We start from the raw sequence: 22,902 nt of genomic DNA, 5'->3' as shown, positions 1-22,902 counted from the left end.
CATCAGTAACGCGTCCGCTTTTCCCCACCATCGGAGGCCGATCGCCCAGGATGTGCCAGGGCTGCGTCCGCGCGGCGGGTGGGCGGCTCTGCGAGGTCTGCGGAGCCCCGGGGCAACCTCGTCCCGATCGGGCGGATCGGACGGCGGTCGGGGCAAGCTGGCGGGTCGCGCACCCTGGCACTACGGCGCGCGCGGGCACAATATGGGGTGCCGGTGTGTCTGTACGGACCGGCGGCCCCCGAGTGGAGCGAGGAATGATGACCACGGCGAAGCAGTCGGTGGCGGATCCGTCCGCGCCCGACCACGAGGCGCTCCTCGGTGAGTTGACCGAGGCACTGCGACGGATCGGTCGCGGCGACCTGAAGGTCCGGCTTCCCCGCCGCGCCGGGGCGGCCGGTGAGGTGGCGGACGCCTTCAACGAGGTGGTCTCGCTTCAGGAGCGCCAGTACCTGGACCTGCGGCGGATCAGCCGGATCGTCGGTCGCGACGGCCGGCTCACCGAGCGGCTCGACGACGAGGGGTTGGACGGCTCCTGGGCGGAGGGGCAGCGGGCGATCAACTCGCTGATCGACGACCTGGGTCGGCCGACCACCGAGATCGCCCGGGTCATCGTGGCGGTCGCGGACGGAGACCTGTCCCAGCACATGGCGTTGGAGATCGACGGCCGACCGCTGCGCGGTGAGTACCTGCGCATCGGGCGCACGGTGAACACGATGGTGGATCAGTTGTCCTCGTTCTCGAACGAGGTGACCCGGGTGGCCCGCGAGGTCGGCACCGAGGGCAAGCTGGGTGGGCAGGCCGACGTGCGGGGCGTCGCCGGCACCTGGAAGGACCTCACCGACTCGGTGAACACCATGGCGTCGAACCTGACCGGCCAGGTGCGGTCGATCTCGCAGGTGGCGACGGCTGTGGCCAAGGGCGACCTGTCGCAGAAGATCACGGTCGGCGCGCGCGGTGAGGTCGCCGAGTTGGCCGCCACGATGAACTACCTCACCGACACGCTGCGGCTCTTCGCCGAGCAGGTGACCCGGGTGGCCCGCGAGGTGGGCACCGAGGGCAAGCTGGGCGGCCAGGCCGAGGTGCCGAACGTGGCCGGCACCTGGAAGGACCTGACCGACAGCGTCAACTCGATGGCGTCGAACCTGACCGCCCAGGTCCGCAACATCGCGCAGGTCTCCACGGCGGTGGCGCGCGGTGACCTGTCGCAGAAGATCACCGTCGCGGCGCAGGGCGAGATCCTGGAGCTGAAGGACACCGTCAACACGATGGTGGACCAGTTGTCGTCGTTCGCCGACGAGGTGACCCGGGTGGCCCGTGAGGTGGGCATCGAGGGCAAGCTCGGCGGTCAGGCGCAGGTGCGCGGGGTCTCCGGCACCTGGCGCGACCTCACCGAGAACGTCAACCAGTTGGCCGGCAACCTGACCAGCCAGGTGCGGAACATCTCCCAGGTCTCCACGGCGGTGGCGAAGGGTGACCTGTCGCAGAAGATCACCGTGGACGCCCAGGGCGAGATCCTGGAGCTGAAGAACACCGTCAACACGATGGTCGACCAGTTGTCGTCGTTCGCCGACGAGGTGACCCGGGTGGCCCGTGAGGTGGGCACCGAGGGCAACCTGGGCGGCCAGGCCCAGGTCAAGGGCGTCAGCGGTACGTGGCGGGACCTGACCGACAACGTCAACTCGATGGCGTCGAACCTGACCAGCCAGGTCCGCAACATCGCCTCGGTGACCACTGCGGTGGCGAAGGGTGACCTGTCGCAGAAGATCACGGTGGACGCGCGGGGCGAGATCCTGGAGCTGAAGTCGACTGTCAACACGATGGTCGACCAGTTGTCGTCGTTCGCCGACGAGGTGACCCGGGTGGCGCGTGAGGTGGGCACCGAGGGCAAGCTCGGCGGCCAGGCCCAGGTGCGCGGTGTCGCCGGCACCTGGCGGGACCTGACCGACAACGTCAACTCGATGGCGTCGAACCTGACCGCCCAGGTCCGCAACATCGCCCAGGTCTCCACAGCGGTGGCGAAGGGCGACCTGTCGCAGAAGATCACGGTGGACGCGCGGGGCGAGATCCTGGAGCTGAAGTCGACTGTCAACACGATGGTGGATCAGCTGTCTTCGTTCGCCGACGAGGTGACCCGGGTGGCCCGTGAGGTGGGCACCGAGGGCAAGCTCGGCGGCCAGGCCCAGGTCAAGGGCGTGAGCGGTACGTGGCGGGACCTCACCGACAACGTCAACTCGATGGCGTCGAACCTGACCAGCCAGGTCCGCAACATCGCCTCGGTGACCACCGCCGTGGCGAAGGGTGACCTGAGCCAGAAGATCACAGTGGACGCCCAGGGCGAGATCCTGGAGCTGAAGTCGACTGTCAACACGATGGTGGATCAGCTCTCGTCGTTCGCCGACGAGGTGACCCGGGTGGCCCGCGAGGTCGGCATCGAGGGCAAGCTGGGCGGTCAGGCGCAGGTGAAGGGCGTGTCCGGCACCTGGCGCGACCTGACCGAGAACGTCAACCAGCTCGCCTCGACACTGACCACGCAGCTACGGGCCATCGCCCAGGTGTCCACCTCGGTGACCCGGGGCGACCTGACCCAGCGGATCGCCGTCAAGGCCCAGGGCGAGGTCGCCGAGCTGAAGGACAACATCAACCAGATGATCGTCACCCTCCGGGAGACGACAAAGAAGAACGCCGAGCAGGGCTGGTTGGACTCCAACCTGGCGCGCATCGGCGGCCTGTTGCAGGGCCAGCGTGACCTCGGCGAGGTCTGCCGCATGATCATGATGGAGGTGACCCCGCTCGTCGACGCCCAGCTCGGTGCCTTCTTCCTGGCCGACGACACCGACGGCAGCATGCGGCTGCGGCTGACCTCGTCGTACGGGTACGTGGCGCGGGGCAACGACGTCACCTTCGGGCCGGGTGAGGGGTTGGTCGGGCAGACCGCGCTGTCCCGTCGCACGATCCGGGTCAGCGCCTCTCCGGACACTCGGCTCACCCTGCGGTCCGGTCTGGCCGAGACACCGCCGTCCGACCTGGTGGTGCTCCCCGTGCTGTTCGAGGGTGAGCTGCTCGGCGTGATCGAGTTCGCGAGCGTGTCGGCCTTCTCGGAGTTGCACCTCGCGTTCCTGGAGCGGCTGGTGCTCACCATCGGCATCGCGGTCAACACCATCCAGGCCAACCGGCGTACGGAGGAGCTGCTGGCCCAGTCGCAGCGGCTGGCGCACGAGATGCAGGAGCAGTCGGCGGAGTTGCAGCGCACGAACGCCGAGTTGGAGGAGAAGGCGACTCTGCTCTCCGAGCAGAAGGGCAACATCGAGACCAAGAACCGGGAGATCGAGCTGGCGCGGCTGGGCCTGGAGGAGAAGGCGCAGCAGCTCACCAGGGCCTCGGCCTACAAGTCGGAGTTCCTGGCGAACATGAGCCACGAGCTGCGTACGCCGCTGAACTCGTTGCTGCTGTTGGCTCGCCTGCTGGCGGAGAACTCGGAGCAGAACCTCAGCCCGAAGCAGATCGAGTTCGCCAAGACCATCCACGGGTCCGGCTCCGACCTGTTGCGCCTGATCGACGACATCCTCGACCTGTCCAAGATCGAGGCGGGTCGGATGGACGTGGAGCCGACCGAGATCCGCTTCGCCGAGCTGCGCGGCTACGTCGAGCAGGCGTTCGCGCCGCAGGCCGAGGAGAAGAACCTGGACTTCCAGGTACGGGTGAGCAAGGATCTGCCGCCGGCGCTGGTGACCGACGCGCAGCGGTTGCAGCAGATCCTGCGCAACCTGCTCTCCAACGCGGTGAAGTTCACCGACAACGGCGCTGTGACGTTGCGGATCGCCCCGGCGGCGGAGAACGCGGTCTTCGACGTGCCGGCGTTGACGAACGCCCAGCAGGTGATCGCGTTCACCGTGATCGACACCGGGATCGGCATCTCCGACGACAAGTTGTCGATCATCTTCGAGGCGTTCCAGCAGGCGGACGGCACGACCAGTCGCCGTTACGGCGGCACCGGCCTGGGTCTGTCGATCAGCCGCGATCTGGCCCGGCTGATCGGCGGCACGATCACCGTGTCGTCCGCTCCCGGTCAGGGCTCGACCTTCACCCTGTTCGTGCCGCAGGTGCTGGCCCCGGATGCCGTGGTCGCGCCGCAGCTTCCGTCTCCGCAGCGTGCCGGTCTGCCGTCGTCGCTGCTGATGCCGCCGCTGGAACTGCTGCCGGAGCGGCCGGAGGCGCCGGCCACCCGTCAGCTTGACGGCGCCACGGTGCTGATCGTGGATGACGACGTCCGCAACGTCTTCGCCTTGACCAGCGCGTTGGAGCTGCACGGGATGACCGTGCTGTACTCGGACAACGGGGCGGACGGTGTCCGCCTGCTGGCCGAGCATCCGGAGGTGGACATCGTGCTGATGGACGCCATGATGCCGGACCAGGACGGCTACGAGACCACCCGCCAGATTCGCCGCAACCATCGGTTCGCCGATCTGCCGGTGGTCTTCCTGACCGCGAAGGCCATGCCGGGCGACCGGGAGTCGGCCCTCGCGGCCGGCGGCAGCGACTACATCACCAAGCCGGTGGACCTGGATGACCTGATCGAGTTGATGTCGTCCTGGATCAACGGCAGCCGGACCGAGGAGACTTCGTGACCCAGATCGCCAAGGCGCTGCTCGTGGACGACCGGCGGCAGAATCTGACGGCCCTGGAGGCGATCCTCCAGGGTCTGCCGGTTCAGTCGGTGGCGGTGGAGAGCGGTGAGGCGGCGCTCAAGCAGCTTCTCGTGGACGACTTCGCGGTGATCCTGCTGGACGCGCAGATGCCGGACATGGACGGGTTCGAGACGGCGAGCCACATCAAGCGCCGGGAGCGGACCCGGCACGTGCCGATCATCTTCCTCACCGCCGCCGACCGGGATGCCCAGCTCGCTCTCCGGGGCTACCAGGTGGGCGCTGTGGATTACCTGACCAAGCCGTTCGACCCGTGGGTGCTGCGGGCCAAGGTGTCGGTCTTCGTCGAGCTGTGGGTGAAGACCCGGCAGTTGGCCACCCAGTCGGATCTGGTCCGGGAGCGCGACACGCAGTGGCGGCGGCTCACCGACGCGGTAGACGAGGCGACCACGCTGCTCCGTTCGGACGACGTGGCGGCCCACGACCGGGCGGTGCGCATGCTTGAGCAGGCCCGCTGGGGCAACACGGCCTGACGTTCAGGCCTCGCCGGGTCGGGTGTGGCCGGTGGCGGCCCGGCGGGCCCGCCACCGCTCGCCAAGCGAGTCGATCTCCTCCTGGACGAAGATGAAGAAGTCGCGCATCTCGGCCACCCGCTCGCCGGCCGGCGTCTCCGGGCCGTTGAGGGCGATCACTCCGCCCTCGGCCACGTCGATGAAGGTCTTGTAGATCCCGGTCTTGGTGATGGTCGCCTCGTACCAGGGGTCGTCCGGCATCCGGTAGCGATCACGTCGGGACCGGGGGACCGGCTCGCGGATCAGCATGCCGAACTGGGTGAGGTAGCGGACCGCGCCGCTGACCGCCGCCGCGCTCACCCCGAGCCGATCGCCGATCTCGGCGGCGGTGAGGGGGTCGTCCGCGCTCATCACGGTGAACAGCACCCGGGCGGCCATTCGTGGGAAGCCGACCTCGGCGAAGGTCAGGGCCATCCGCTCGACGAAGAGGTGCACCGGATCGTGGCTGTCGCCGGCTGCCATGGTGGTCCCCTCCTACGTGCTTGTGTGACCCATGATGCTGCCTAGGTCTCACAGTCTTCACAACTTTGTGAAACGAGTGTAGCTTCCGATACATGGAAACTCCCATTGCGGTGTCCGGGCTGGTCAAGACCTTCGGCCGGACCCGCGCACTCGACGGTCTGGACCTGACCGTCCGCACCGGCGAGGTGCACGGCTTCCTCGGCCCGAACGGCGCCGGCAAGTCGACTGCCATCCGGGCCCTGCTCGGCCTGCTGCGGACGGACGCGGGGGACGTCCGCCTGCTCGGCGGTGACCCGTGGCGCGACGCGGTGGCCCTGCACCGCCGGCTGGCGTACGTGCCGGGCGACGTGACGCTCTGGCCCAACCTCTCCGGCGGTGAGGTCATCGACCTGCTCGGCCGGATGCGCGGCGGGCTGGACCCGGCCCGCCGGGCCGAGCTGCTGGACTCCTTCGAGCTGGACCCGCGCAAGAAGGGACGGGCCTACTCCAAGGGCAACCGACAGAAGGTCGGCCTGGTGGCGGCCCTCGCCTCGGACGCCGAACTGCTCATCCTGGACGAGCCGACCTCCGGGCTGGACCCGCTGATGGAGGAGGTGTTCCAACACTGGGTTCGCCGGGCCAAGGCCGACGGTCGCACCGTGCTGCTCTCCAGCCACATCCTGGCCGAGGTGGAAGCGCTCTGTGACCGGGTGACGATCATCCGCAACGGGCGGAACGTGGAGACCGGCACCCTGACCGAGCTGCGTCACCTGCGCCGCACCTCGATCGACGCCGAGCTGACCGGCCCGGTGGACGGGCTGGGCCAGCTCGCCGGCGTACACGGCCTGCGGGTGGACGGGCAACGGGTGCGCTTCGACGTGGACACTGCCGCGCTGGACAGCGCGCTGCGCCAGCTCACCGAGATCGGCGTACGGAGTCTGGTCAGCCAGCCGCCGACACTCGAGGAGCTGTTCCTGCGGCACTACCAGGACGAGCAGGTGCGGTCATGACGGCCCTCACCGGGACGCGGCACCTGGTGCGCCTCATTCTGCGCCGGGACCGGGTGTTGCTGCCGATCTGGGTCCTGCTGCTGGCGGTGCTGCCGGCCAGCTACGCGAGCGCGTACACCGAGCTGTACCCGACCGCCGCCGAGCGGGCGGCGTACCTGGCCGGCACCGCGAGCAACCCGTCGATCGTCGCGCTGCTCGGGCCGGTGTTCGGCGACAGTATCGGCGCGCTCACCGTCCAGCGGGCCGGTCTGCTGGTGTTGATCGCCGCGCTGGTCAGCGTGCTGATGGTGGTGCGGCACACCCGCACCGAGGAGGAGGCCGGCCGGCGGGAGCTGCTCGGCGCGACGGTCCTCGGCCGGTACGCCGGGCTGACCGCCGCGCTGCTGGTGACGTACGCCGCGAATGTGCTGCTCGGCCTGCTCATCGCCGGCGGTCTGGTCGCCGCGGGTCTGCCCGGCGCGGGTTCGCTGCTCTTCGGCGCCGGAGTGGCGCTCACCGGTGTCGCCTTCGCCACGGTGGGCGGCCTGGCCGCGCAGCTCACCGAGAGCGCCGGCGGCGCACGCGGTATCGGCCTGGGTGTGGTCGGGCTGGCCTTCGTGCTGCGGCTGGCGGGCGACGCCGGAGGGTCCGGCGGCACCGCTGGAAAGGCCGAGTGGCTGAGCTGGCTCTCGCCGCTGGGCTGGGCGCCCCGGGGGCGGGCCTTCGCCGGTGAGCGATGGTGGGTGCTGCTGCTGCCGGTGCTGTTCGCCGGGGTGGTCGCGCTCGTCGCGTACCCCGTCTCGGTGCGCCGTGATCTCGGCGCAGGGGTGCTGCCGCCGCGGCTCGGCCCGGCCACCGCCGGCCCGGGGCTGGCCGGTCCCTTCGGCCTGGCCTGGCGGCTGCACCGGGGCCAACTGCTCGGCTGGACCGTCGGCTTCGGGCTGCTCGGTCTGGTGCTGGGCGGCGCGGCGGACGCGGCCGGCGAAGCGGTGCAGGGCAACGAGCAGATCGCCGACATCATGGCCCGTCTGGGTGGCACGTCGGCGCTCGCCGAGGCGTACCTCGGTGGGACGTTGAGCCTGACCGCGCTGGCCGCCGCCGGGTACGGCATCCAGGCCGCGTTGCGGGCCCGGGCGGAGGAGACCGCCGGACGGGCCGAACCGCTGCTCGCGACGGCGGTGAGCCGGACCCGCTGGCTGGCGGCGCACCTGGTCTTCGCGCTGCTCGGCCCGGCGGTGGTGCTGGCCGTGGCGGGCCTGACGACCGGGCTGGCGTACGGCCTGAGCGTGGGCGACGTCGGTGGTGAGCTGCCCCGACTGGTCGGCGCCGGGCTGGCCCAGGTGCCGGCGGCGTGGGTGCTGGCCGGGCTGGCGGCGCTGCTGGTCGGCTGGCTACCCCGGCTCTCCGGGGGTGCCTGGGCGGTGCTCGCCGGCTGTCTGCTGCTCGGTCAGCTCGGTGCGGTGCTGGGGTTGGACCAGTGGGCGTTGGACCTGTCCCCGTTCACGCACACCCCACAGGTCCTCGGCGACAACTGGACGGCAACCCCGCTGGCCCTGCTGACCGCCCTGACGGCAACCCTGCTCGCCCTGGCCCTGCGCACCTTCCACACCAGAAACATCCCCACCCCCTGACCCACGCTCCGACCCGCGCTCTCGCCGCGTTGATCATGAGGTTGACGGGCGATCTGGTGCCCGAATGACCCGTCAATCTCATGATCAGCCCGAGAGAGCAGGGGGCGGGCGGGTCAGCCGGTGGGTTGGTCGTTGCGGATCATCAGGGCGCTGCGGAGGCCGGTGATGTCCAGGACGCGGATCAGGAAATCACCCACGTGGGTGAGCATCAGCAGGCTCTGCGCGTGGCTGGCCTTGCGGCTGAGCACGACAAGGGTGCCCAGGCCCTGCGAGTCGCAGAAGGTGACACCGCCCAGGTCGAGCACGATCCGCGGGGGTGGGTCCGCCAGCACCTCGTTCACCACCGTGGAGAGCTGGGCAGCCGTGAGCATGTCGATCTCACCGGCCAGGCGCAGCACTGCTTCGTCGCCCGTCCGGTGTACCGTGATGGACAGTTCGGCACGATCCACCCGGTCAGCCTAGCGCGATCCGCCCGGCCCGGCCTGTTGAGGCCGCGAGCCGCCGCCGACCGAGGTCACGAGCCGTCACCTCGGCCCCGCGCAGCCGCTGCCGTCCACCGCCGGCCGGGGGTGAGCCCGGTAACCCCACCGCGGGGTGGCTGCTGGTTGACCGTGCGGCGCTGACACAATGGCGGCATCGTGACCGACATCTTTCCCGCCGGGTCCGGCCGCTACCCAGCCGAAGCGCCGGCCTCCGAGGCCCTGTTCGACCGCGCCCGCGCCATCGTGCCGGGCGGGGTGAACTCCCCTGTGCGCGCCTTCCAGGCGGTCGGCGGCACCCCGCGTTTCATGGTCCGTGGCGAGGGTCCGTGGCTGTACGACGCCGACGGCCGCCGCTACGTCGACCTGGTCTGCTCGTGGGGTCCGTTGATCCTCGGGCACGCGCACCCCGAGGTGGTGGACGCCGTGCAGGCCGCCGCCGCCCGGGGCACCAGCTTCGGCACCCCCACCCCGGGTGAGGTGGAGTTGGCCGCCGAGCTCGTCGACCGGACCCCGATGGAGCAGGTCCGGCTGGTCAACTCCGGCACCGAGGCGACCATGTCGGCGATCCGGCTGGCGCGCGGCTTCACCGGCCGATCCAAGATCATCAAGTTCGCGGGCTGCTACCACGGTCACGTCGACGCGCTGCTCGCCGCCGCCGGGTCCGGCGTGGCCACCCTGGGCCTGCCCGACTCGCCCGGCGTGACAGGCGCGGCGGCAAGCGAGACGATCGTGCTCCCGTACAACGACATCCGCGCCGTCGAGGAGGCCTTCGCCGCCGAGGGCCCGCACATCGCCGCGGTGATCACCGAGGCCGCCGCCGGCAACATGGGCGTGGTCGCCCCCCGCGACGGCTTCAACCAGCAGCTCGCCCGGATCGCGCACGCGCACGGCGCCCTGCTCGTGGTGGACGAGGTGATGACCGGGTTCCGGGTCTCCCGCGCCGGCTGGCACGGCCTCGACGCCTCCGACGCCGACCTGTGGACGTACGGCAAGGTCATGGGTGGTGGCCTGCCCGCCGCGGCGTTCGGCGGGCGGGCGGACATCATGGCGCGGCTCGCGCCGGCCGGCCCCGTCTACCAGGCCGGCACGCTCTCCGGTAACCCGCTGGCCTGCGCCGCCGGCCTGGCCACGCTGCGACTCGCCGACGACACGCTCTACCGCCGCCTCGACGACACGGCCGCCGTCGTGGGCAAGCTCGCGTCCGACGCGCTGGCCGCCGCCGGGGTCCCGCACCGACTGTCGTACGCGGGCAGCATGTTCTCGATCTTCTTCACCGACGCCGACGTGGTCGACTACGACAGCGCCCGCACCCAGCAGGTGCCGGCGTTCAAGGCGTTCTTCCACGCGATGCTCGCCGCCGGCGTCTACCTGCCGCCGAGCGCGTTCGAGTCGTGGTTCGTGTCGGCGGCGATCGACGACGCCGCTCTGGAGCACATCGCCGCAGCGCTGCCCACGGCGGCGAACGCGGCGGCAGCGGCTGGTCACGGGGGGTAACGAGCGGTGAGCAAGACGGTGGTCCACGTGCTCCGGCACGGCGAGGTGCACAACCCTGACCAGATCCTCTACGGTCGCCTGCCCGGTTTCCGCCTCTCCGAGCTGGGTGTGCAGATGGCCAAGGCCGCCGCGCAGGGCCTGGCCGAGCGGGAGATCGTGCACGTGGTGGCCAGCCCGCTGGAGCGCGCCCAGCAGACCGCCGAGCCGATCGCCGCCCAGTTCGGGCTGCCGGTCGGCGTGGACGAGCGGCTGATCGAGAGCGCCAACTGGTTCGAGGGCAAGAAGGTGTCCCCGGGGGACGGGTCGTTCCGCGACCCGCGTAACTGGTGGGTGCTGCGCGACCCGGTGACCCCGTCCTGGGGTGAGGCGTACCGGGTGATCGCCGAGCGGATGTTCGCCGCCGTGCACGCCGCCCGGGTCGCCGCCGAGGGACGCGAGGCGGTGCTCGTCTCGCACCAGCTCCCGATCTGGACGCTGCGCCGCTACGTCGAACGCAAGCGGCTCTGGCACGACCCGCGCAAGCGGCAGTGCGGGCTGGCGAGTCTCACCTCGTTCCACTTCGACGGCGCGAAGGTGGCGGGCATCGGCTACAGCGAGCCGGCCGCGCACCTGATCGCTCTCTCCGCGACCGCCCGGACGGCCAAGGGGGCCTGATGACCGCCCGGAGGTGGACCGCGGGTCTGCTCGCCGTCGTCGCCACGGTGGCGCTGGCCGGCTGCTCCTCCGGGGGCGGCGGCGAGAAGCGCTGCGCCAGCGACGGCCTCACGGTCACCTGTGCGCCGGACCAGCGGTCGAAGACCCCCAAGGTGATCGGCGAACTACTCACCGGCGGCCGGTACGACGTCTCCCAGGCACGCGGCCAGGTCGTGGTCGTCAACTTCTGGGGTTCCTGGTGCGCGCCCTGCCGCGCGGAGGCCGACGACCTGGAGACCACCTACCAGGCCACCAAGGCGTCCGGGGTGACCTTCCTGGGGGTCAACGTGCAGGACGACAAGGACAAGGCGATCGCCTTCGAGCAGGGGCGGGCCACCTACCCGAGCATCTTCGACCCGTCCAGCAGCCAGGCGCTGAACTTCGACATCCCGCCCAACGCCACGCCGGCGACAGTGGTCCTCGACCGCGACGGCCGGATCGCCGTGGTGATCCGTCGCGCCGTGACGACGGACGAGCTCAGGCCCATCGTCGAGCGGATCGCGGCCGAGAAGCCGGCGTCGGGCTGATGGGCGAGACCTTCAAGGAGTTGGCCTTCAGCGGGCCGCTGCTGCTCGCCATCGGCGCGGCGGCGCTCGCCGGCCTGGTCAGCTTCCTCTCCCCGTGCGTGCTCCCACTCGTCCCCGGCTACCTGTCGTACGTCACAGGTCTGGCCGGCGCCGACCTGGAGGGCCGCCGGCCGGCGGTCGATCCCGCACCTGCCACCGGGGGTGTCGCGGTCAAGGAGCGGGTCGCGCGGGTCGGCGCGGTCAAGGGCCGGGTTTTCGCCGGGACGCTGCTCTTCATCGGCGGTTTCACAGTCGTCTTCGTGGCCTCCGCGATCCTCTTCGCCAGCATCGGCCGGGTGTTCTTCGACTACAAGCGCGAGTTGCAGATCGGCGTCGGCGTGCTGATCATCGTGGCTGGGTTGAGCTACCTCGGGATGATCCCGGCCCTGCAACGGGAGTTCCGGATCTCCCGGTTGCCGTCGGCCGGGCTGCTCGGCGCACCGGTCTTCGGGGCGGTCTTCGCACTGAGTTGGGTGCCGTGCACCGGCCCGACGCTCGGCGCCGTGATGGGCATGGCCGCCACCAGCGGTCAGACCGACCGCGCCATGGTGCTCGCCGTGGCGTACTGCCTCGGGTTGGGGATACCGTTCGTCGTCTTCGGGTTGGGCTTCGAACGCCTGCTCGGGGTCTTCCGCGCCGTCCGGCGCAACAGCCGCTGGGTCACCCGGGTCGGCGGCGCCCTGCTCATCCTGATCGGCCTGGCGCTTGTCACCGGCGGATGGCAGAGCTTCGTGATCTGGTTGCAGACCACCGTCGGGGTGGGCGAGGTGAGCATCTGATGACTGTCGTCGACGACCGACCGGAGACCGTGGCCCCGGCGCCACGGCGGCGACCCAACCGGCTGTTGGCCCTGCTGCGCAACTCGTGGCGGCAGCTCACCAGCATGCGTACGGCGCTGATCCTGCTCTTCCTGCTCGCGGTCGCGGCGATCCCCGGCTCGGTGCTGCCGCAGCGCGGGATCAGCCCGGAGAAGGTGAACCAGTACTTCGTCGACCACCCGGACTGGGCACCCCGGCTGGACCGGATCGGCGCGTTCGAGGTCTTCGGCTCGGTCTGGTTCTCCGCGATCTACCTGCTGCTGTTCACCTCCCTGATCGGCTGCATCACGCCCCGGTTGCGCGACCACGTCCGGGCGTTGCGCGCCCGGCCGCCGGCCGCGCCGAAGCGGATGGCACGGCTGCCGCAGCACACCGTGCTGCCCGCGCCTGCCGGTGGCACCACGGCCATCGCCGAGGTGCTGCGCAAGCGCCGCTGGCGGGTGCAGGTGCGCGGCAACGAGGTCTCCGCCGAGAAGGGCTACCTCAAGGAGACCGGCAACCTGCTGTTCCACATGTCGCTGATCGCGGTGTTGATCGGCGTCGGGCTCGGCTCGTGGTACGGCTGGAGCGGCAACCGACTGCTGGTGGCCGGCGCGGACAACACGTTCTGCAACACCCGCCAGCAGTTCGCCGAGGCCAAGCTCGGCCCCCGGGTGGACAGCGCCGACCTGCCCCGCTTCTGCCTGCGGTTGGACGACTTCCAGGCCCGGTTCCTGCCGTCCGGCCAGCCGGAGTTCTTCAACGCCACGGTCACCGTCGACGGCCCGGACGAGCCCACCCGCAGCGCCAACTTCTCGGTGAACTCGCCGCTGCGGTTGAAGGACGCGAGCGTCTACCTGCTCGGCCACGGGTACGCCCCGGTGATCCGCTACACCGACCGGTTCGGCAACAGCCAGCTCAGCGACGACCCGTTCCTCACCACCGGTGACATGGGTCTGACCAGCGAAGGGCTGGCGGCCTTCCCGGACGCGAACGTCGACCCGGCCACCGGGCAGCGCGCACCCGATCAGCAGATGGCGTTCACCGGCATCTACCTGCCCACGGCACCCGAGCAGGGGCCGTTCGTGCGCTCCCAGTACCCGGCCGAGCGCAACCCGGCGCTGAACCTGGTCGCCTACCGGGGCAACCTCGGCCGGGACGCCGGCATCCCCGGCTCGATCTACCAACTCGACCAGCGGCAGGTGCGGACCGGCAAGGTCAAGGAGGTCGGCACCAAACTGCTCCGCAAGGGCGAGACCTGGACGTTGGACGACGGCTCGACTGTCGAGTTCCTGGACACCAAGCGGTACGTCACCCTCTCCGTCCGGCACGATCCCGGCGCCACTCCGCTGCTGATCAGCTGCGGTGTTCTGCTTGTCGGGTTGATGGGCTCGCTGTTCGGTCGGCGTCGCCGGGTGTTCTTCCGGGTGGTGCCGGGTGACCCCGGGGAAGAATCTCCGACGAGCGGTAGTAGCTTGATGGAGGTCGGTGGGTTGCCGCGTACCGACTACCCAGGGTTCGCCGACGAGTTCACCCAGCTCGTCGCCGCGGTCAACGGTGCCGGACAGCCCGAAGCTGACGCCACTGACACTGACCGGGCCGGCGTGCGAGAAGGAGCCGAGTGATGTCCGCACTCTCCGACAATCTGGTGACCTTCGCGATCCTCGCGTACCTGGTCGCGATGATCGGCCACGCCGTGGAGTACGCGCTGGGCAACGCGCGTACCCGGATCGCCGCCGCGGCTCCGGTCCGCGAGCTGGTGGGTGCCGGCGGCGGTCCCGTCGCGATGCCGCCCGTGAAGGTTCCGGCGCCGGCTGCCCCCGACCGCTCCGCCCGGCGTGCCCGGCTCGCGGGCCTGGTCGGGGTGGGTGGCACCGCGGTCGCCGCCGTGCTGCACCTGGCGGCGCTTGTCACGCGCGGCCTCGCCGCGGACCGGATGCCGTGGGGCAACATGTACGAGTTCGTGCTCACGGTGACGTTCATCGGTGTCGCCGCCTGGCTGGTGGTGCTCTGGAAGCGGCCGACGCTGCGCAAACTCGGGCTGTTCCTGACCCTGGTGATGGTGCTGCTGGTCGCCACCGCCGAGCTGGTGTTGTACGTGCCGATCGTGCCGCTGGTGCCGGCCCTGAACTCGTACTGGTTCGTCATCCACGTCTCGACAATCGTCTTCGCGTCCGGCATCTTCCTGCTCGGTGTGGTGCCGGCGGTCGGCTTCCTGATGCGCAACGGGTACGAGAAGGGCAAGCGGAGCTTCCCGTACACCCTGGCCAAGCGCCTGCCCGGCGCGGTGGGCCTGGAGCGGCTGACCTTCGCGCTGCACGCCTTCGCCTTCCCGATCTTCACCTTCGCGGTGATCGCCGGGGCCATCTGGGCCGAGGCGGCGTGGGGTCGGCCGTGGGGCTGGGACCCGAAGGAGACCTGGGCCTTCATCTCCTGGGTCGTGTACGCCGGTTACCTGCACGCCCGGGCCACGCCCAGCGTCAGGCGCAACGTGGCTACCTGGCTGGCGGTGCTGGGCTTCCTCACCATGCTGATGAACCTGTTCGGCGTGAACATCTTCTTCACCGGCCTGCACTCGTACGGCGGGCTGGACTGAACCACAGTTGCAGAATATAGAACTACACTTCTTAGAAGCGTAGTTCTATATTCTGCGGGGATGTGGCAGTGAAGCTCTCCAAACCAGCGGAGATTTTCGACCGGGACGTCGAATGGGCGGAGCTGGTCCGGTTTGCCACGGACGACCGCCCAGGTGCGACGCTGGGCGTGGTCAGCGGCCGTCGCAGGCAGGGCAAGACCCTGCTGTTGTACGAGTTGGCGCGCGCCACCGACGGTTTCTACTTCGGGGCGACCGAGGCGACCCCGGTGGAGTCGCTGCGTCGACTCGGAGAGGCTCTTGGCCGGCACACCGACGCGCCTGGTCCGCTTCGCCTGGACGACTGGTCGGGCGCGATCGACGCACTGCTTGCGCTGGGCCAGCGCCGCCCGGTCACCGTGGTGATTGACGAGTTCCCCTATCTTGCCCGATCCAGTCGGGATCTTCCGTCGATCATTCAGCACGCCCTCACGCCGGGCCGGATCGAGCGCACCGAATCCCGTACGCGCCTGCTGCTGTGCGGTTCGGCACTGTCGTTCATGGGTGGCCTGCTCGCCGGTTCGGCCCCGCTGCGCGGACGGGCAGGGCTGGAACTGCCCGTGCCACCGCTGGACTATCGGGCCGCGAGGACGTTCTGGGGGATCGATGATCCTTCACTCGCTGCCCGCGTGTTCGCCATCGTCGGGGGCACACCGGCCTACCGGCGGGAGTACGTCCAGGACGATGTGCCCGACGGACCAGACGATTTCGACGACTGGGTCGTACGCGCCGTCCTGAATCCGGCCCGCCCGTTGTTCCGCGAGGCTCGCTATCTGCTTGCCGAGGATCCCGACCTGCGGGACACCGCTCTCTACCATTCCGTGCTGTCCGCGGTCGCCGAAGGCAACGGCACCCGAGGCGGGATCGCCGGGTACATCGGACGGAAGGCCACCGACCTCCAGCATCCGCTCACCGTCCTTGAGGATGCCGGTCTCCTCATCCGCGAGCCCGATCCGCTCCGCAGTGGGCGCAGCCGTTACCGCATCGCCGAACCCCTGATCACCTTCTATCAGGCTGTCATGCGGCCCTCCTGGACGGCCTTGGAGCAACGGCGTGGCTCGGACGTCTGGAGGCGTTCCAGCCGCCGGTACTCGAGCGCGGTGCTGGGGCCAGCGTTCGAGGAGATCGTCCGGCAGTGGGCTCTGCGCTTCGCCACGCCGGAGACGTTCGGTGGTGTCGTCGCGGACGCCAGCGCGGCCGTCCTCACCGATCCCGCCACCCGTACCAGCCTGGAACTCGACCTGGTGGCGTTCGGCGAGCCGCCGTTCGGCGACGGCCCTCGGCCGCTGCTCGCCATCGGAGAGGTCAAGTGGGGTCGCACGCTGGGTCGGCCCGAGTTGGAACGACTGGGCCGCGCACGTGACCTGCTCACCGCGCGTCCTGGCCTGGACGTGCGGGACAGCCGGTTGCTGCTCGCGAGTGCTGCGGGGTTCACCGACGAACTGCGGCACGAGGCCAGTCAGCGTCCCGATGTCGTCCTCGTCGATCCGTTGCGGCTCTATTCGGGCGACTGAGAGCGTCGGAATCGCTGGGGAGGATGTCGGGTGCTGCGCAGGGTCTCATCCACGCGCAGCGTGACCTGGTACGACACCTCCGGCAGGTCGGCCAGCTCGATCCGTTCGCCGCGCAGCGCCAGTTGGGCGTGCAGCTCCCGGGCGATGGCGTCGCGAATCGCGACCAGCAGGGGGGACAACCCGTCCGGGTCGCCGACGACGAAGGCGTCCGACATGGGTCCACCCTGCCCCCGCATCCCGCCGAGCCGCCACAAAGGGTGAGATGTGTCAGCCGGGCTTGACCCGGCCCTGGCCGGCAGTGTCGCGGTGTCTCGCGCCCGGCCGGTCGTTGATCCACTCGGCTTCCCGGGAAGTCGCGGTGTCGCTCGTCCGGTCGCCCGTTGATCCACTCGGTTTCCGTGAAGTCGCGGTTTCCCACGGGCCAGAGGCACCAACTTCCTGAAACCCGAGTGGATCTTGCCGTTCCGCGTGGCCGTGCTGTTCCGCGCGGTCGTTCCGTTCCGCGTGGCCGTTCCGTTCCGCGCGGCGGTCTCGTTCCGCGTGGCCGTTTCGTTCCGCGCGGCCGTGCCGTTCCGCGTGGCCGTGTCGTTCCGCGCGGCGGGGTGGCCGTGCCAGCGGTTCAGCCGCCGAACCAGCCGGGCACGTCCAGCCGGAACCAGTTGGCCGAGGCCATCGTGCGCAGGTCGTCTTCCATGGCGTCGACCCGGCCCGGGCCGAGAGTGTCGGCCCACCGCTCGCGCAGCCGATCGAAGATCTCGGCCGAGCGGCGTAGCCCGTCGGCACCGCGCGGTGTCACCCGGACCAGCCGGCGTCGGGCGTCGGAGGGATCGTCGGCCCGCTCCAGGTAGCCGACGGCGACCAGCCGGTCGACCGTCTTGCCGGCGGCCTGTTTGGAGATGCCCAGCCGTTGGCCCAGCTCGGTTGCGGTGGTGCCGTCCGCGCCGACGGCCTGGAGCACGAACCCGTGCAGCGGTCGCAGTTCGGGGTGCCCCTCCCGGGCCAGCTCGGCGTGTAGGTCGTCGATAAGCGTCCGGAAACCGGCGAGCAGCAGCAGTGGCAGCGCGAAGCCGGGCCGGGCGGGGTCAGTGGTTGCCATGTTCGACAACCACGTTTACTATTTCGTCAACCACGTTGACTATCGTAGCGTGCCTCGCCCGAACTCTGGAAAGTAGGTAACCGTGTCCGTCTTCACCACGCACACAGTCGAGACCGCGCCCGCCGCCGCCCGCGCGACCATCGAGGGGATCGGTCACCGGTTCGGCTGGCTGCCCACACCGGTGGCGCTCCTGGCCGAGTCGCCCGAACTGCTCGCCGGCTTCCTCGCCGCCAACACAGGCTTCGAGCAGACCGACCTCGCGCCGCTGGAGCGGGAGGTGGTCGCGTTCGTCGTCGCCACCACCAATGAATGCCCCGTCACCGTCGCTCTGCACACCGGCACCCTTGCCCGACTCGATGCGAGCCCCGAGCTGGTCACCGCGCTGCGCGCCGGCACCGCGCTGCCGGAGCCACGGTTGGAGGCCCTACGCCGGTTCACGCTGGCCGTGCTGGCGCACCGGGGCGCGGTGCCCGACGCCGGGCTTGACGACTTCCTGGCCGCCGGCTACCAGCCCCGGCACGCGCTGGACGTGGTGCTCGGCATCGGCGCGTACACCATGTCGACAGTTGCCAACCGACTCACCCGCGCCCCGCTCGACCCGCCCCTGGCCGCCTACGCCTGGACGCCCGCAGCCTGACCGTGAACGGGTGCGGCCTCGTTGACGACCAGGACGTCCACGGCCGCGAGCCGGCGAACGGGCTGCCAGCGGCGACGGGAGACGGCGGGTGGGTGCTCAGGCCGCTCCGAGGAAGTCGCGCAGCAGGGCGAGCATCTCGTCCGGGCGCTCCTCGTACAGCCAGTGCCCGCAGTCCTCGATCACCTCGCCGCGGACCGTGTCGGCGTACCGGCGGACCTGCTCGGCGATTTGCCCACCGAGGCTTGCCGCTGCGCCGACCGCCAGCACCGGCATCGTCAGCCTGGTCGCCCGGTACGCCGCGTTGTCCGCGCTGTCCCGGTCGAACGCCTGGAAGTAGGCGAAGCTGGCCCGCAGGTGCGCCGGGTCGCGCAGGTGACCTGCGAACTCCTCGATGTCGGGCGCGGCGATGCTGCCCTTGCGCACCATCAGCGCGTCGGTGAACCGATCCACCCAGAGTGACTCCCGCCCGCTGACCAACGCCTCCGGGAGCCCGTTGCCGATCGAGAAGAAGCCGAAGTTCCACACCCCCGGGCCGGCCGGGGTGAGCGCGGGGAACGTGTAGATGCTCTCGTCGGGGATCGGCGCCTCAGTGAGCACCAGCCGACTCACCCGCTGCGGATGGGCGGCCGTGTACGCGTACGCCACCATCGTCCCCAGGTCGTGCCCGACCAGTCGGAGGTCACGTGTCAGGCCGAGTTGGTCGAGCAGGCCGTGCAGGTCGGCGGCGACGGTCTTCTTGTCGTACCCACCGGCCGGGGCGTCGCTGGCCCCGAAGCCGCGCAGGTCGGGCGCGACCACGTCGAACGAGCGCCCCAACTCGGGCAGCAGGTGCCGCCACATGTACCAGCACTGCGGGTACCCGTGCAGCAGCACCAGTGGCGGACCGCTGCCGCCCCGGACGTAGTTCGTGGTGATCTGGCCGACCCGCGCCCGCTGCTCGGTGAACCCCGCCGGAACACGCTCCGCGCCCATCGCCGCCCCCGTCCGCCGTCCGCCCCGCGCCCTCTGCCGGCTGCCCGGCTACCCGCTCAACCGCCCGCCATGCCCGCGAGGTTCGGTCCTGCCGGTTGATCCACTCGGTTTACAGGAAACCGCGCTGTTCCAGGCCGCAGGACACCGCGACTCCCTGGAAACCGAGTCGATCTAGACCTCGCGGCCCGCCACCGGCCGCAGATCGCGAGCGTCACAGCACCCGGCCTGGGTCGCCCGGGAGCCGGTGCGGGAGACTGGGCGGCATGGCGGCTCGTGGCTTCCCGTACACCGATCTCAAGGACTTCCTCGCGGCGCTTGAGCGCGCGGGGGAGCTGCGCCGGGTCGACGTCCCGGTCGACCCCACCCTGGAGATCAGCGAGGTGGTCACCCGCACGGTGCGGGCCGGCGGTCCGGCGCTGCTCTTCGAGCGCCCGACCCGGGGCGAGATGCCGTTGGCGATCAACCTGTTCGGCACCGAGAAGCGGATGGCGATGGCGCTCGGCGTCGAGTCACTTGACGAGATCGGCGCCCGGATCGGGGCGCTGGTCAAGCCGGAGCTGCCGGTCGGCTGGTCCGGCATCCGGGAGGGCCTCGGCAAGGTCATGCAGCTCAAGTCGGTGCCGCCGCGCAAGGTGAAGACCGCGCCCTGCCAGGAAGTCGTCTACCGGGGTGAGGACGTCGACCTGAACCGGCTGCCAGGGCTCCAGGTCTGGCCCGGTGACGGCGGGATCTTCCACAACTACGGGCTGACCCACACCAAGCACCCGGAGACCGGCAAGCGCAACCTGGGCCTGTACCGACTCCAGCAGCACGGCCGCAACACCCTGGGCATGCACTGGCAGATCCACAAGGACTCGACAGCCCACCACGCGGTCGCCGAGCGACTCGGGCAGCGCCTACCGGTCGCGATCGCGATCGGCTGCGACCCGGTCGTCTCGTACGCGGCAAGCGCCCCACTGCCCGGCGACATCGACGAATACCTGTTCGCCGGGTTCCTGCGCGGCGAACGGGTGGAGATGGTCGACTGCCTCACCGTGCCGTTGCAGGTGCCGGCGCACGCGCAGATCGTCCTGGAGGGCTACCTGGAGCCCGGTGAGCGGCTGCCCGAGGGCCCGTTCGGCGACCACACCGGCTACTACACCCCGGTCGAGCCGTTCCCGGTGCTGCACATCGAGGCGATGACCATGCAGCGCAAGCCGGTCTACCACTCGATCATCACCTCGAAGCCGCCGCAGGAGGACCACGGCCTCGGCAAGGCCACCGAGCGGATCTTCCAGCCGCTGCTCAAGCTGATGATCCCGGACATCGTCGACTACGACCTGCCGGCCGCCGGTGTCTTCCACAACTGCGCGATCGTCTCGATCCGCAAGCGCTACCCGAAGCACGCGCAGAAGGTGATGAACGCGATCTGGGGCGCCCACCTGATGTCGCTCACCAAGCTGATCGTGATCGTCGACGAGGACTGCGACGTGCACGACTACAACGAGGTCGCCTTCCGTGCCTTCGGCAACGTCGACTACGCACGCGACCTGCTGCTCACCGAGGGCCCGGTGGACCACCTCGACCACTCGTCGTACCAGCAGTTCTGGGGCGGCAAGGCGGGCGTCGACGCGACCCGCAAGCTACCCACCGAGGGCTACACCCGCGGTTGGCCGGAGGAGATGACCATGGCCCCGGAAGTCGCGGCCCTGGTCGACAAGCGCTGGAAGGAATACGGGATCTGATGGCCGTCCTCGACGCACCGGTGGAGAAGCCGGGCCGGGTCAAGTCCTTCCTCAAGCTCGTCACGATCGAGCACTCCGTGTTCGCGCTGCCGTTCGCGTACCTGTCGGCGTTGACCGCCATGCAGGTCAACGGCGGGCACGTGCGGTGGCTCGACCTGCTCCTGATCACGGTCGCGATGGTCGGAGCACGGACGTTCGCGATGGCCGCCAACCGGATCCTGGACCGGCGGATCGACGCGCGGAACCCGCGTACCGCCGGCCGGGAACTGGTGACCGGCGCGGTGAGCGTGCGGACGGCCTGGACCGGCGCGCTGGTCGCGTTGGTGGTCTTCCTCGCCACCGCCGCCCTGCTCAACCCGCTCTGCCTGGTGCTCGCGCCGCTCGCCGTGGTGCCGCTTGTCGTCTACCCCTACGCCAAGCGGTTCACCAACTGGCCGCACGCCATCCTCGGAATCGCCCAGGCGGTCGGCCCGGTCGGCGCGTGGCTGGCGGTCACCGGCACCCTGGACGGCTCCGGGCCGGCCTGGCTGCTCGGTGCCGCGGTCGGGTTGTGGATCGGTGGCTTCGACCTGATCTACGCCTGCCAGGACTCCGAGATCGACAGGGAGATCGGCGTGCACAGCGTGCCCGCCCGGTATGGTCGGCGCTTCGCGCTGCACGCCTCCACAGTCGCGCACGTGGTGACCTTCGCCCTGTTCATCTGGTTCGGCGCGTTGATCGGTCTCGGCTGGCTCTGGTGGATCGGGCTGGCGTTGACCGCCGTGGCGTTCGCCTACCAGCACGTGGTGGTCACCCCGACCGACCTCAGCAAGGTCAACCGGGCGTTCTTCACCGCCAACGGGTTCGTCGGCATCGCGCTGTTCGTCTTCGCCCTACTCGACCTGGTGATCCGGCTCGACCTACGCCCCTGAGGCGGGCTGGACGGCGGCGGCGGGGTAGCGGGCGCTCTCCACGGTCCAGTCGATGGTGCCCCGGACGGCGTACGCGACCCCGTCGAGATGGTCGGTGACCGCCTCGTCCAACCCCGGGCCGAACGACGGCACCCCGGCCCGCAGCGCGACGAAGCGCCGCATCGTCTCCCGCCAGCGCCCGGCCGCGCGCTCGACCGCCTCCGCCGACGACACGGCAAGCTCGCCCTCGATGGCCAGGACCAGGTTGTGCCCGCCCGCGGTGTCCCGGTCCCGCTCCAGGGATGCCAGGTCGTTGTACCAGGAGAGCAGGTCGTTGCCGAGGTGGGCGATCTCGCGCAGCAGCGGGTGCTGGTAGACCGGATCGGGCAACGGTCGGCCGCCGGCGAACTCCACAAGCGGGTACGACACCTCCGCCGCCGACGTCGCCCGGCGCAGTTCGACGTACTCGTTGACGCCGGGTCGGCGGCCGGCCTCCTTGTTGACCGCCTCCTGCCAGGTGCCGTCGAGATGGCGGGCCACCGCGTTGGCGAAGCGCAGCCGCCACCGGGCCGGCATCCGCTGGTGCGGCTCCTGCCAGGCCAGCACCAGCAGTCGTCGGAGCGGACCGGTCAGCCCGGGGTGTCGTGACCCCGGCCCGTCGTGCAGCAGCGCCAGCGTGCCGTCGCGCAGCGCCCGGATCTGCTCCGGGGCGAGCCGGTCCGGCCCGTCGCAGGCGTCGTCGACGAGGAAGAACCAGGTGAACAGGGCGGTCAGCACCCGCAGGTCAGCTTCGGTCGCCGCCGGGTAGAGCCGCCCCGCGTACCTGGCGAAAGCTCCCCGGGACAGTCGGCGCAGCGAGGTGTCGTCAAGCGGCAGGTCGAGCGTGGGCAGCAGGCCGAGCAGCCACTCCTGCACCTGGTCGGCGTGTGGTGAGAGCCGCGGTGGGATCGGACAGTCGGCACGTAGCGCCCAGAGGATCTCGCCGGTCGTCACCGCTGCCTCCTGTGCGAGATGGGTCCGGTGCGAATCGCCAGCGGCAGCATGTCAGGTCGGCGGGACGCCCATCCACCCATCGGACATGTCGGACGCGGGTCCGGGGGGCGCGCACCAGCGGACCAGCCGGACCAGG

General features: G+C 70.4%; 20 protein-coding genes. 14 read left to right on the top strand and 6 right to left on the bottom strand.

Going from position 1 to position 22,902, the window contains the following annotated elements:
- Positions 1-257 precede the first annotated feature (257 nt).
- The gene (locus AB0F61_RS08505) at positions 258-4,625 is read left to right on the top strand and encodes a HAMP domain-containing protein (protein WP_357805954.1); all 4,368 of its coding nucleotides are present in this window, start codon (positions 258-260) and stop codon (positions 4,623-4,625) included.
- Entirely contained in the window at positions 4,622-5,176 is a 555-nt protein-coding gene (locus AB0F61_RS08500; protein WP_357805265.1) for a response regulator, read from the top strand. Before AB0F61_RS08505 ends, AB0F61_RS08500 begins: the two co-directional genes overlap by 4 nt.
- A 3-nt stretch (positions 5,177-5,179) precedes the next feature.
- Here the strand turns inward: AB0F61_RS08500 and AB0F61_RS08495 are convergent, their stop codons facing one another.
- Positions 5,180-5,677: a helix-turn-helix domain-containing protein gene (locus AB0F61_RS08495; protein ID WP_357805263.1), complete on the bottom strand. Its 498-nt coding sequence runs from the start codon at positions 5,675-5,677 to the stop codon at positions 5,180-5,182.
- 92 nt (positions 5,678-5,769) lie between these two features.
- Between AB0F61_RS08495 and AB0F61_RS08490 the strand changes: the two genes are divergently transcribed.
- Complete coding sequence (locus tag AB0F61_RS08490; RefSeq protein WP_357805261.1) at positions 5,770-6,666, top strand: ABC transporter ATP-binding protein; 897 nt, start codon at positions 5,770-5,772, stop codon at positions 6,664-6,666.
- Entirely contained in the window at positions 6,663-8,276 is a 1,614-nt protein-coding gene (locus tag AB0F61_RS08485) for an ABC transporter permease (RefSeq protein WP_357805258.1), read from the top strand. Before AB0F61_RS08490 ends, AB0F61_RS08485 begins: the two co-directional genes overlap by 4 nt.
- Before the next feature lie 113 nt (positions 8,277-8,389).
- Here AB0F61_RS08485 and AB0F61_RS08480 read toward each other — a convergent pair whose 3' ends face one another.
- Positions 8,390-8,725, bottom strand: a complete 336-nt coding sequence (locus AB0F61_RS08480) for an STAS domain-containing protein (protein WP_357805256.1) — start codon at positions 8,723-8,725, stop codon at positions 8,390-8,392.
- A gap of 189 nt (positions 8,726-8,914) precedes the next feature.
- Between AB0F61_RS08480 and hemL the strand changes: the two genes are divergently transcribed.
- The 7 genes from hemL to AB0F61_RS08445 all read left to right on the top strand — a co-directional run bounded on the left by hemL (position 8,915) and on the right by AB0F61_RS08445 (position 16,454).
- Entirely contained in the window at positions 8,915-10,252 is a 1,338-nt protein-coding gene (gene hemL, locus AB0F61_RS08475) for a glutamate-1-semialdehyde 2,1-aminomutase (protein ID WP_357805253.1), read from the top strand.
- A gap of 6 nt (positions 10,253-10,258) precedes the next feature.
- Positions 10,259-10,906 (top strand): histidine phosphatase family protein, encoded by a 648-nt coding sequence (locus AB0F61_RS08470; protein WP_357805250.1) that lies wholly within the window; start codon positions 10,259-10,261, stop codon positions 10,904-10,906.
- On the top strand, positions 10,906-11,472 hold the full coding sequence (locus AB0F61_RS08465) for a TlpA disulfide reductase family protein (protein WP_357805247.1): 567 nt from the start codon (positions 10,906-10,908) through the stop codon (positions 11,470-11,472). Before AB0F61_RS08470 ends, AB0F61_RS08465 begins: the two co-directional genes overlap by 1 nt.
- Positions 11,472-12,290 (top strand): cytochrome c biogenesis protein CcdA, encoded by an 819-nt coding sequence (locus tag AB0F61_RS08460; RefSeq protein WP_357805244.1) that lies wholly within the window; start codon positions 11,472-11,474, stop codon positions 12,288-12,290. Before AB0F61_RS08465 ends, AB0F61_RS08460 begins: the two co-directional genes overlap by 1 nt.
- Entirely contained in the window at positions 12,290-13,933 is a 1,644-nt protein-coding gene (locus tag AB0F61_RS08455; RefSeq protein WP_357805242.1) for a cytochrome c biogenesis protein ResB, read from the top strand. The genes AB0F61_RS08460 and AB0F61_RS08455 overlap by 1 nt, the downstream gene beginning before the upstream one ends.
- Positions 13,933-14,904, top strand: coding sequence for a c-type cytochrome biogenesis protein CcsB (ccsB, locus tag AB0F61_RS08450; RefSeq protein WP_357805239.1), 972 nt, complete (start codon positions 13,933-13,935; stop codon positions 14,902-14,904). Before AB0F61_RS08455 ends, ccsB begins: the two co-directional genes overlap by 1 nt.
- Positions 14,905-14,972: 68 nt before the next feature.
- Positions 14,973-16,454 (top strand): ATP-binding protein, encoded by a 1,482-nt coding sequence (locus AB0F61_RS08445; protein ID WP_357805236.1) that lies wholly within the window; start codon positions 14,973-14,975, stop codon positions 16,452-16,454.
- On the opposite strand, the gene AB0F61_RS08440 is transcribed toward AB0F61_RS08445, so the two are convergent.
- Positions 16,439-16,669 carry a hypothetical protein gene (locus tag AB0F61_RS08440; protein ID WP_357805233.1) on the bottom strand — a complete coding sequence of 77 codons (231 nt, stop codon included), beginning with the start codon at positions 16,667-16,669 and terminating at the stop codon, positions 16,439-16,441. The genes AB0F61_RS08445 and AB0F61_RS08440 overlap by 16 nt on opposite strands.
- Before the next feature lie 404 nt (positions 16,670-17,073).
- Positions 17,074-17,550, bottom strand: a complete 477-nt coding sequence (locus AB0F61_RS08435) for a MarR family transcriptional regulator (protein WP_357805229.1) — start codon at positions 17,548-17,550, stop codon at positions 17,074-17,076.
- Positions 17,551-17,632: 82 nt separating this feature from the next.
- On the opposite strand from AB0F61_RS08435, the gene AB0F61_RS08430 reads away from it, so the two are divergent.
- Complete coding sequence (locus AB0F61_RS08430; protein WP_357805226.1) at positions 17,633-18,187, top strand: carboxymuconolactone decarboxylase family protein; 555 nt, start codon at positions 17,633-17,635, stop codon at positions 18,185-18,187.
- A gap of 96 nt (positions 18,188-18,283) precedes the next feature.
- Here the strand turns inward: AB0F61_RS08430 and AB0F61_RS08425 are convergent, their stop codons facing one another.
- Positions 18,284-19,159: an alpha/beta hydrolase gene (locus tag AB0F61_RS08425; RefSeq protein WP_357805223.1), complete on the bottom strand. Its 876-nt coding sequence runs from the start codon at positions 19,157-19,159 to the stop codon at positions 18,284-18,286.
- A 263-nt stretch (positions 19,160-19,422) separates the two neighbouring features.
- Between AB0F61_RS08425 and AB0F61_RS08420 the strand changes: the two genes are divergently transcribed.
- Together AB0F61_RS08420 and mqnP are read left to right on the top strand one after the other, a co-directional pair.
- Positions 19,423-20,883: a menaquinone biosynthesis decarboxylase gene (locus AB0F61_RS08420; RefSeq protein ID WP_357805220.1), complete on the top strand. Its 1,461-nt coding sequence runs from the start codon at positions 19,423-19,425 to the stop codon at positions 20,881-20,883.
- Positions 20,883-21,794: a menaquinone biosynthesis prenyltransferase MqnP gene (gene mqnP, locus AB0F61_RS08415; RefSeq protein ID WP_357805218.1), complete on the top strand. Its 912-nt coding sequence runs from the start codon at positions 20,883-20,885 to the stop codon at positions 21,792-21,794. The genes AB0F61_RS08420 and mqnP overlap by 1 nt, the downstream gene beginning before the upstream one ends.
- Here mqnP and AB0F61_RS08410 read toward each other — a convergent pair.
- Positions 21,783-22,766, bottom strand: a complete 984-nt coding sequence (locus tag AB0F61_RS08410; protein WP_357805216.1) for a terpene synthase family protein — start codon at positions 22,764-22,766, stop codon at positions 21,783-21,785. The genes mqnP and AB0F61_RS08410 overlap by 12 nt on opposite strands.
- Positions 22,767-22,902: the final 136 nt, after the last annotated feature.

Source organism: Micromonospora sp. NPDC023888 (genome assembly GCF_040639415.1).
Lineage (GTDB): Bacteria > Actinomycetota > Actinomycetes > Mycobacteriales > Micromonosporaceae > Micromonospora.
This window is presented reverse-complemented; position numbering and strand designations above follow the sequence as displayed.

Excerpts from the sequence above, each read along its gene's own strand:
- mqnP (WP_357805218.1), top strand. The coding sequence starts at position 20,883 with ATGGCCGTCCTCGACGCACCGGTGGAGAAGCCGGGCCGGGTCAAGTCC.
- AB0F61_RS08440 (WP_357805233.1), bottom strand. The coding sequence starts at position 16,669 with ATGTCGGACGCCTTCGTCGTCGGCGACCCGGACGGGTTGTCCCCCCTG.
- AB0F61_RS08425 (WP_357805223.1), bottom strand. The coding sequence starts at position 19,159 with ATGGGCGCGGAGCGTGTTCCGGCGGGGTTCACCGAGCAGCGGGCGCGG.
- AB0F61_RS08420 (WP_357805220.1), top strand. The coding sequence starts at position 19,423 with ATGGCGGCTCGTGGCTTCCCGTACACCGATCTCAAGGACTTCCTCGCG.
- AB0F61_RS08505 (WP_357805954.1), top strand. The coding sequence starts at position 258 with ATGACCACGGCGAAGCAGTCGGTGGCGGATCCGTCCGCGCCCGACCAC.
- ccsB (WP_357805239.1), top strand. The coding sequence starts at position 13,933 with ATGTCCGCACTCTCCGACAATCTGGTGACCTTCGCGATCCTCGCGTAC.
- AB0F61_RS08460 (WP_357805244.1), top strand. The coding sequence starts at position 11,472 with ATGGGCGAGACCTTCAAGGAGTTGGCCTTCAGCGGGCCGCTGCTGCTC.
- AB0F61_RS08465 (WP_357805247.1), top strand. The coding sequence starts at position 10,906 with ATGACCGCCCGGAGGTGGACCGCGGGTCTGCTCGCCGTCGTCGCCACG.
- AB0F61_RS08455 (WP_357805242.1), top strand. The coding sequence starts at position 12,290 with ATGACTGTCGTCGACGACCGACCGGAGACCGTGGCCCCGGCGCCACGG.
- AB0F61_RS08435 (WP_357805229.1), bottom strand. The coding sequence starts at position 17,550 with ATGGCAACCACTGACCCCGCCCGGCCCGGCTTCGCGCTGCCACTGCTG.
- AB0F61_RS08495 (WP_357805263.1), bottom strand. The coding sequence starts at position 5,677 with ATGGCAGCCGGCGACAGCCACGATCCGGTGCACCTCTTCGTCGAGCGG.
- AB0F61_RS08485 (WP_357805258.1), top strand. The coding sequence starts at position 6,663 with ATGACGGCCCTCACCGGGACGCGGCACCTGGTGCGCCTCATTCTGCGC.
- AB0F61_RS08490 (WP_357805261.1), top strand. The coding sequence starts at position 5,770 with ATGGAAACTCCCATTGCGGTGTCCGGGCTGGTCAAGACCTTCGGCCGG.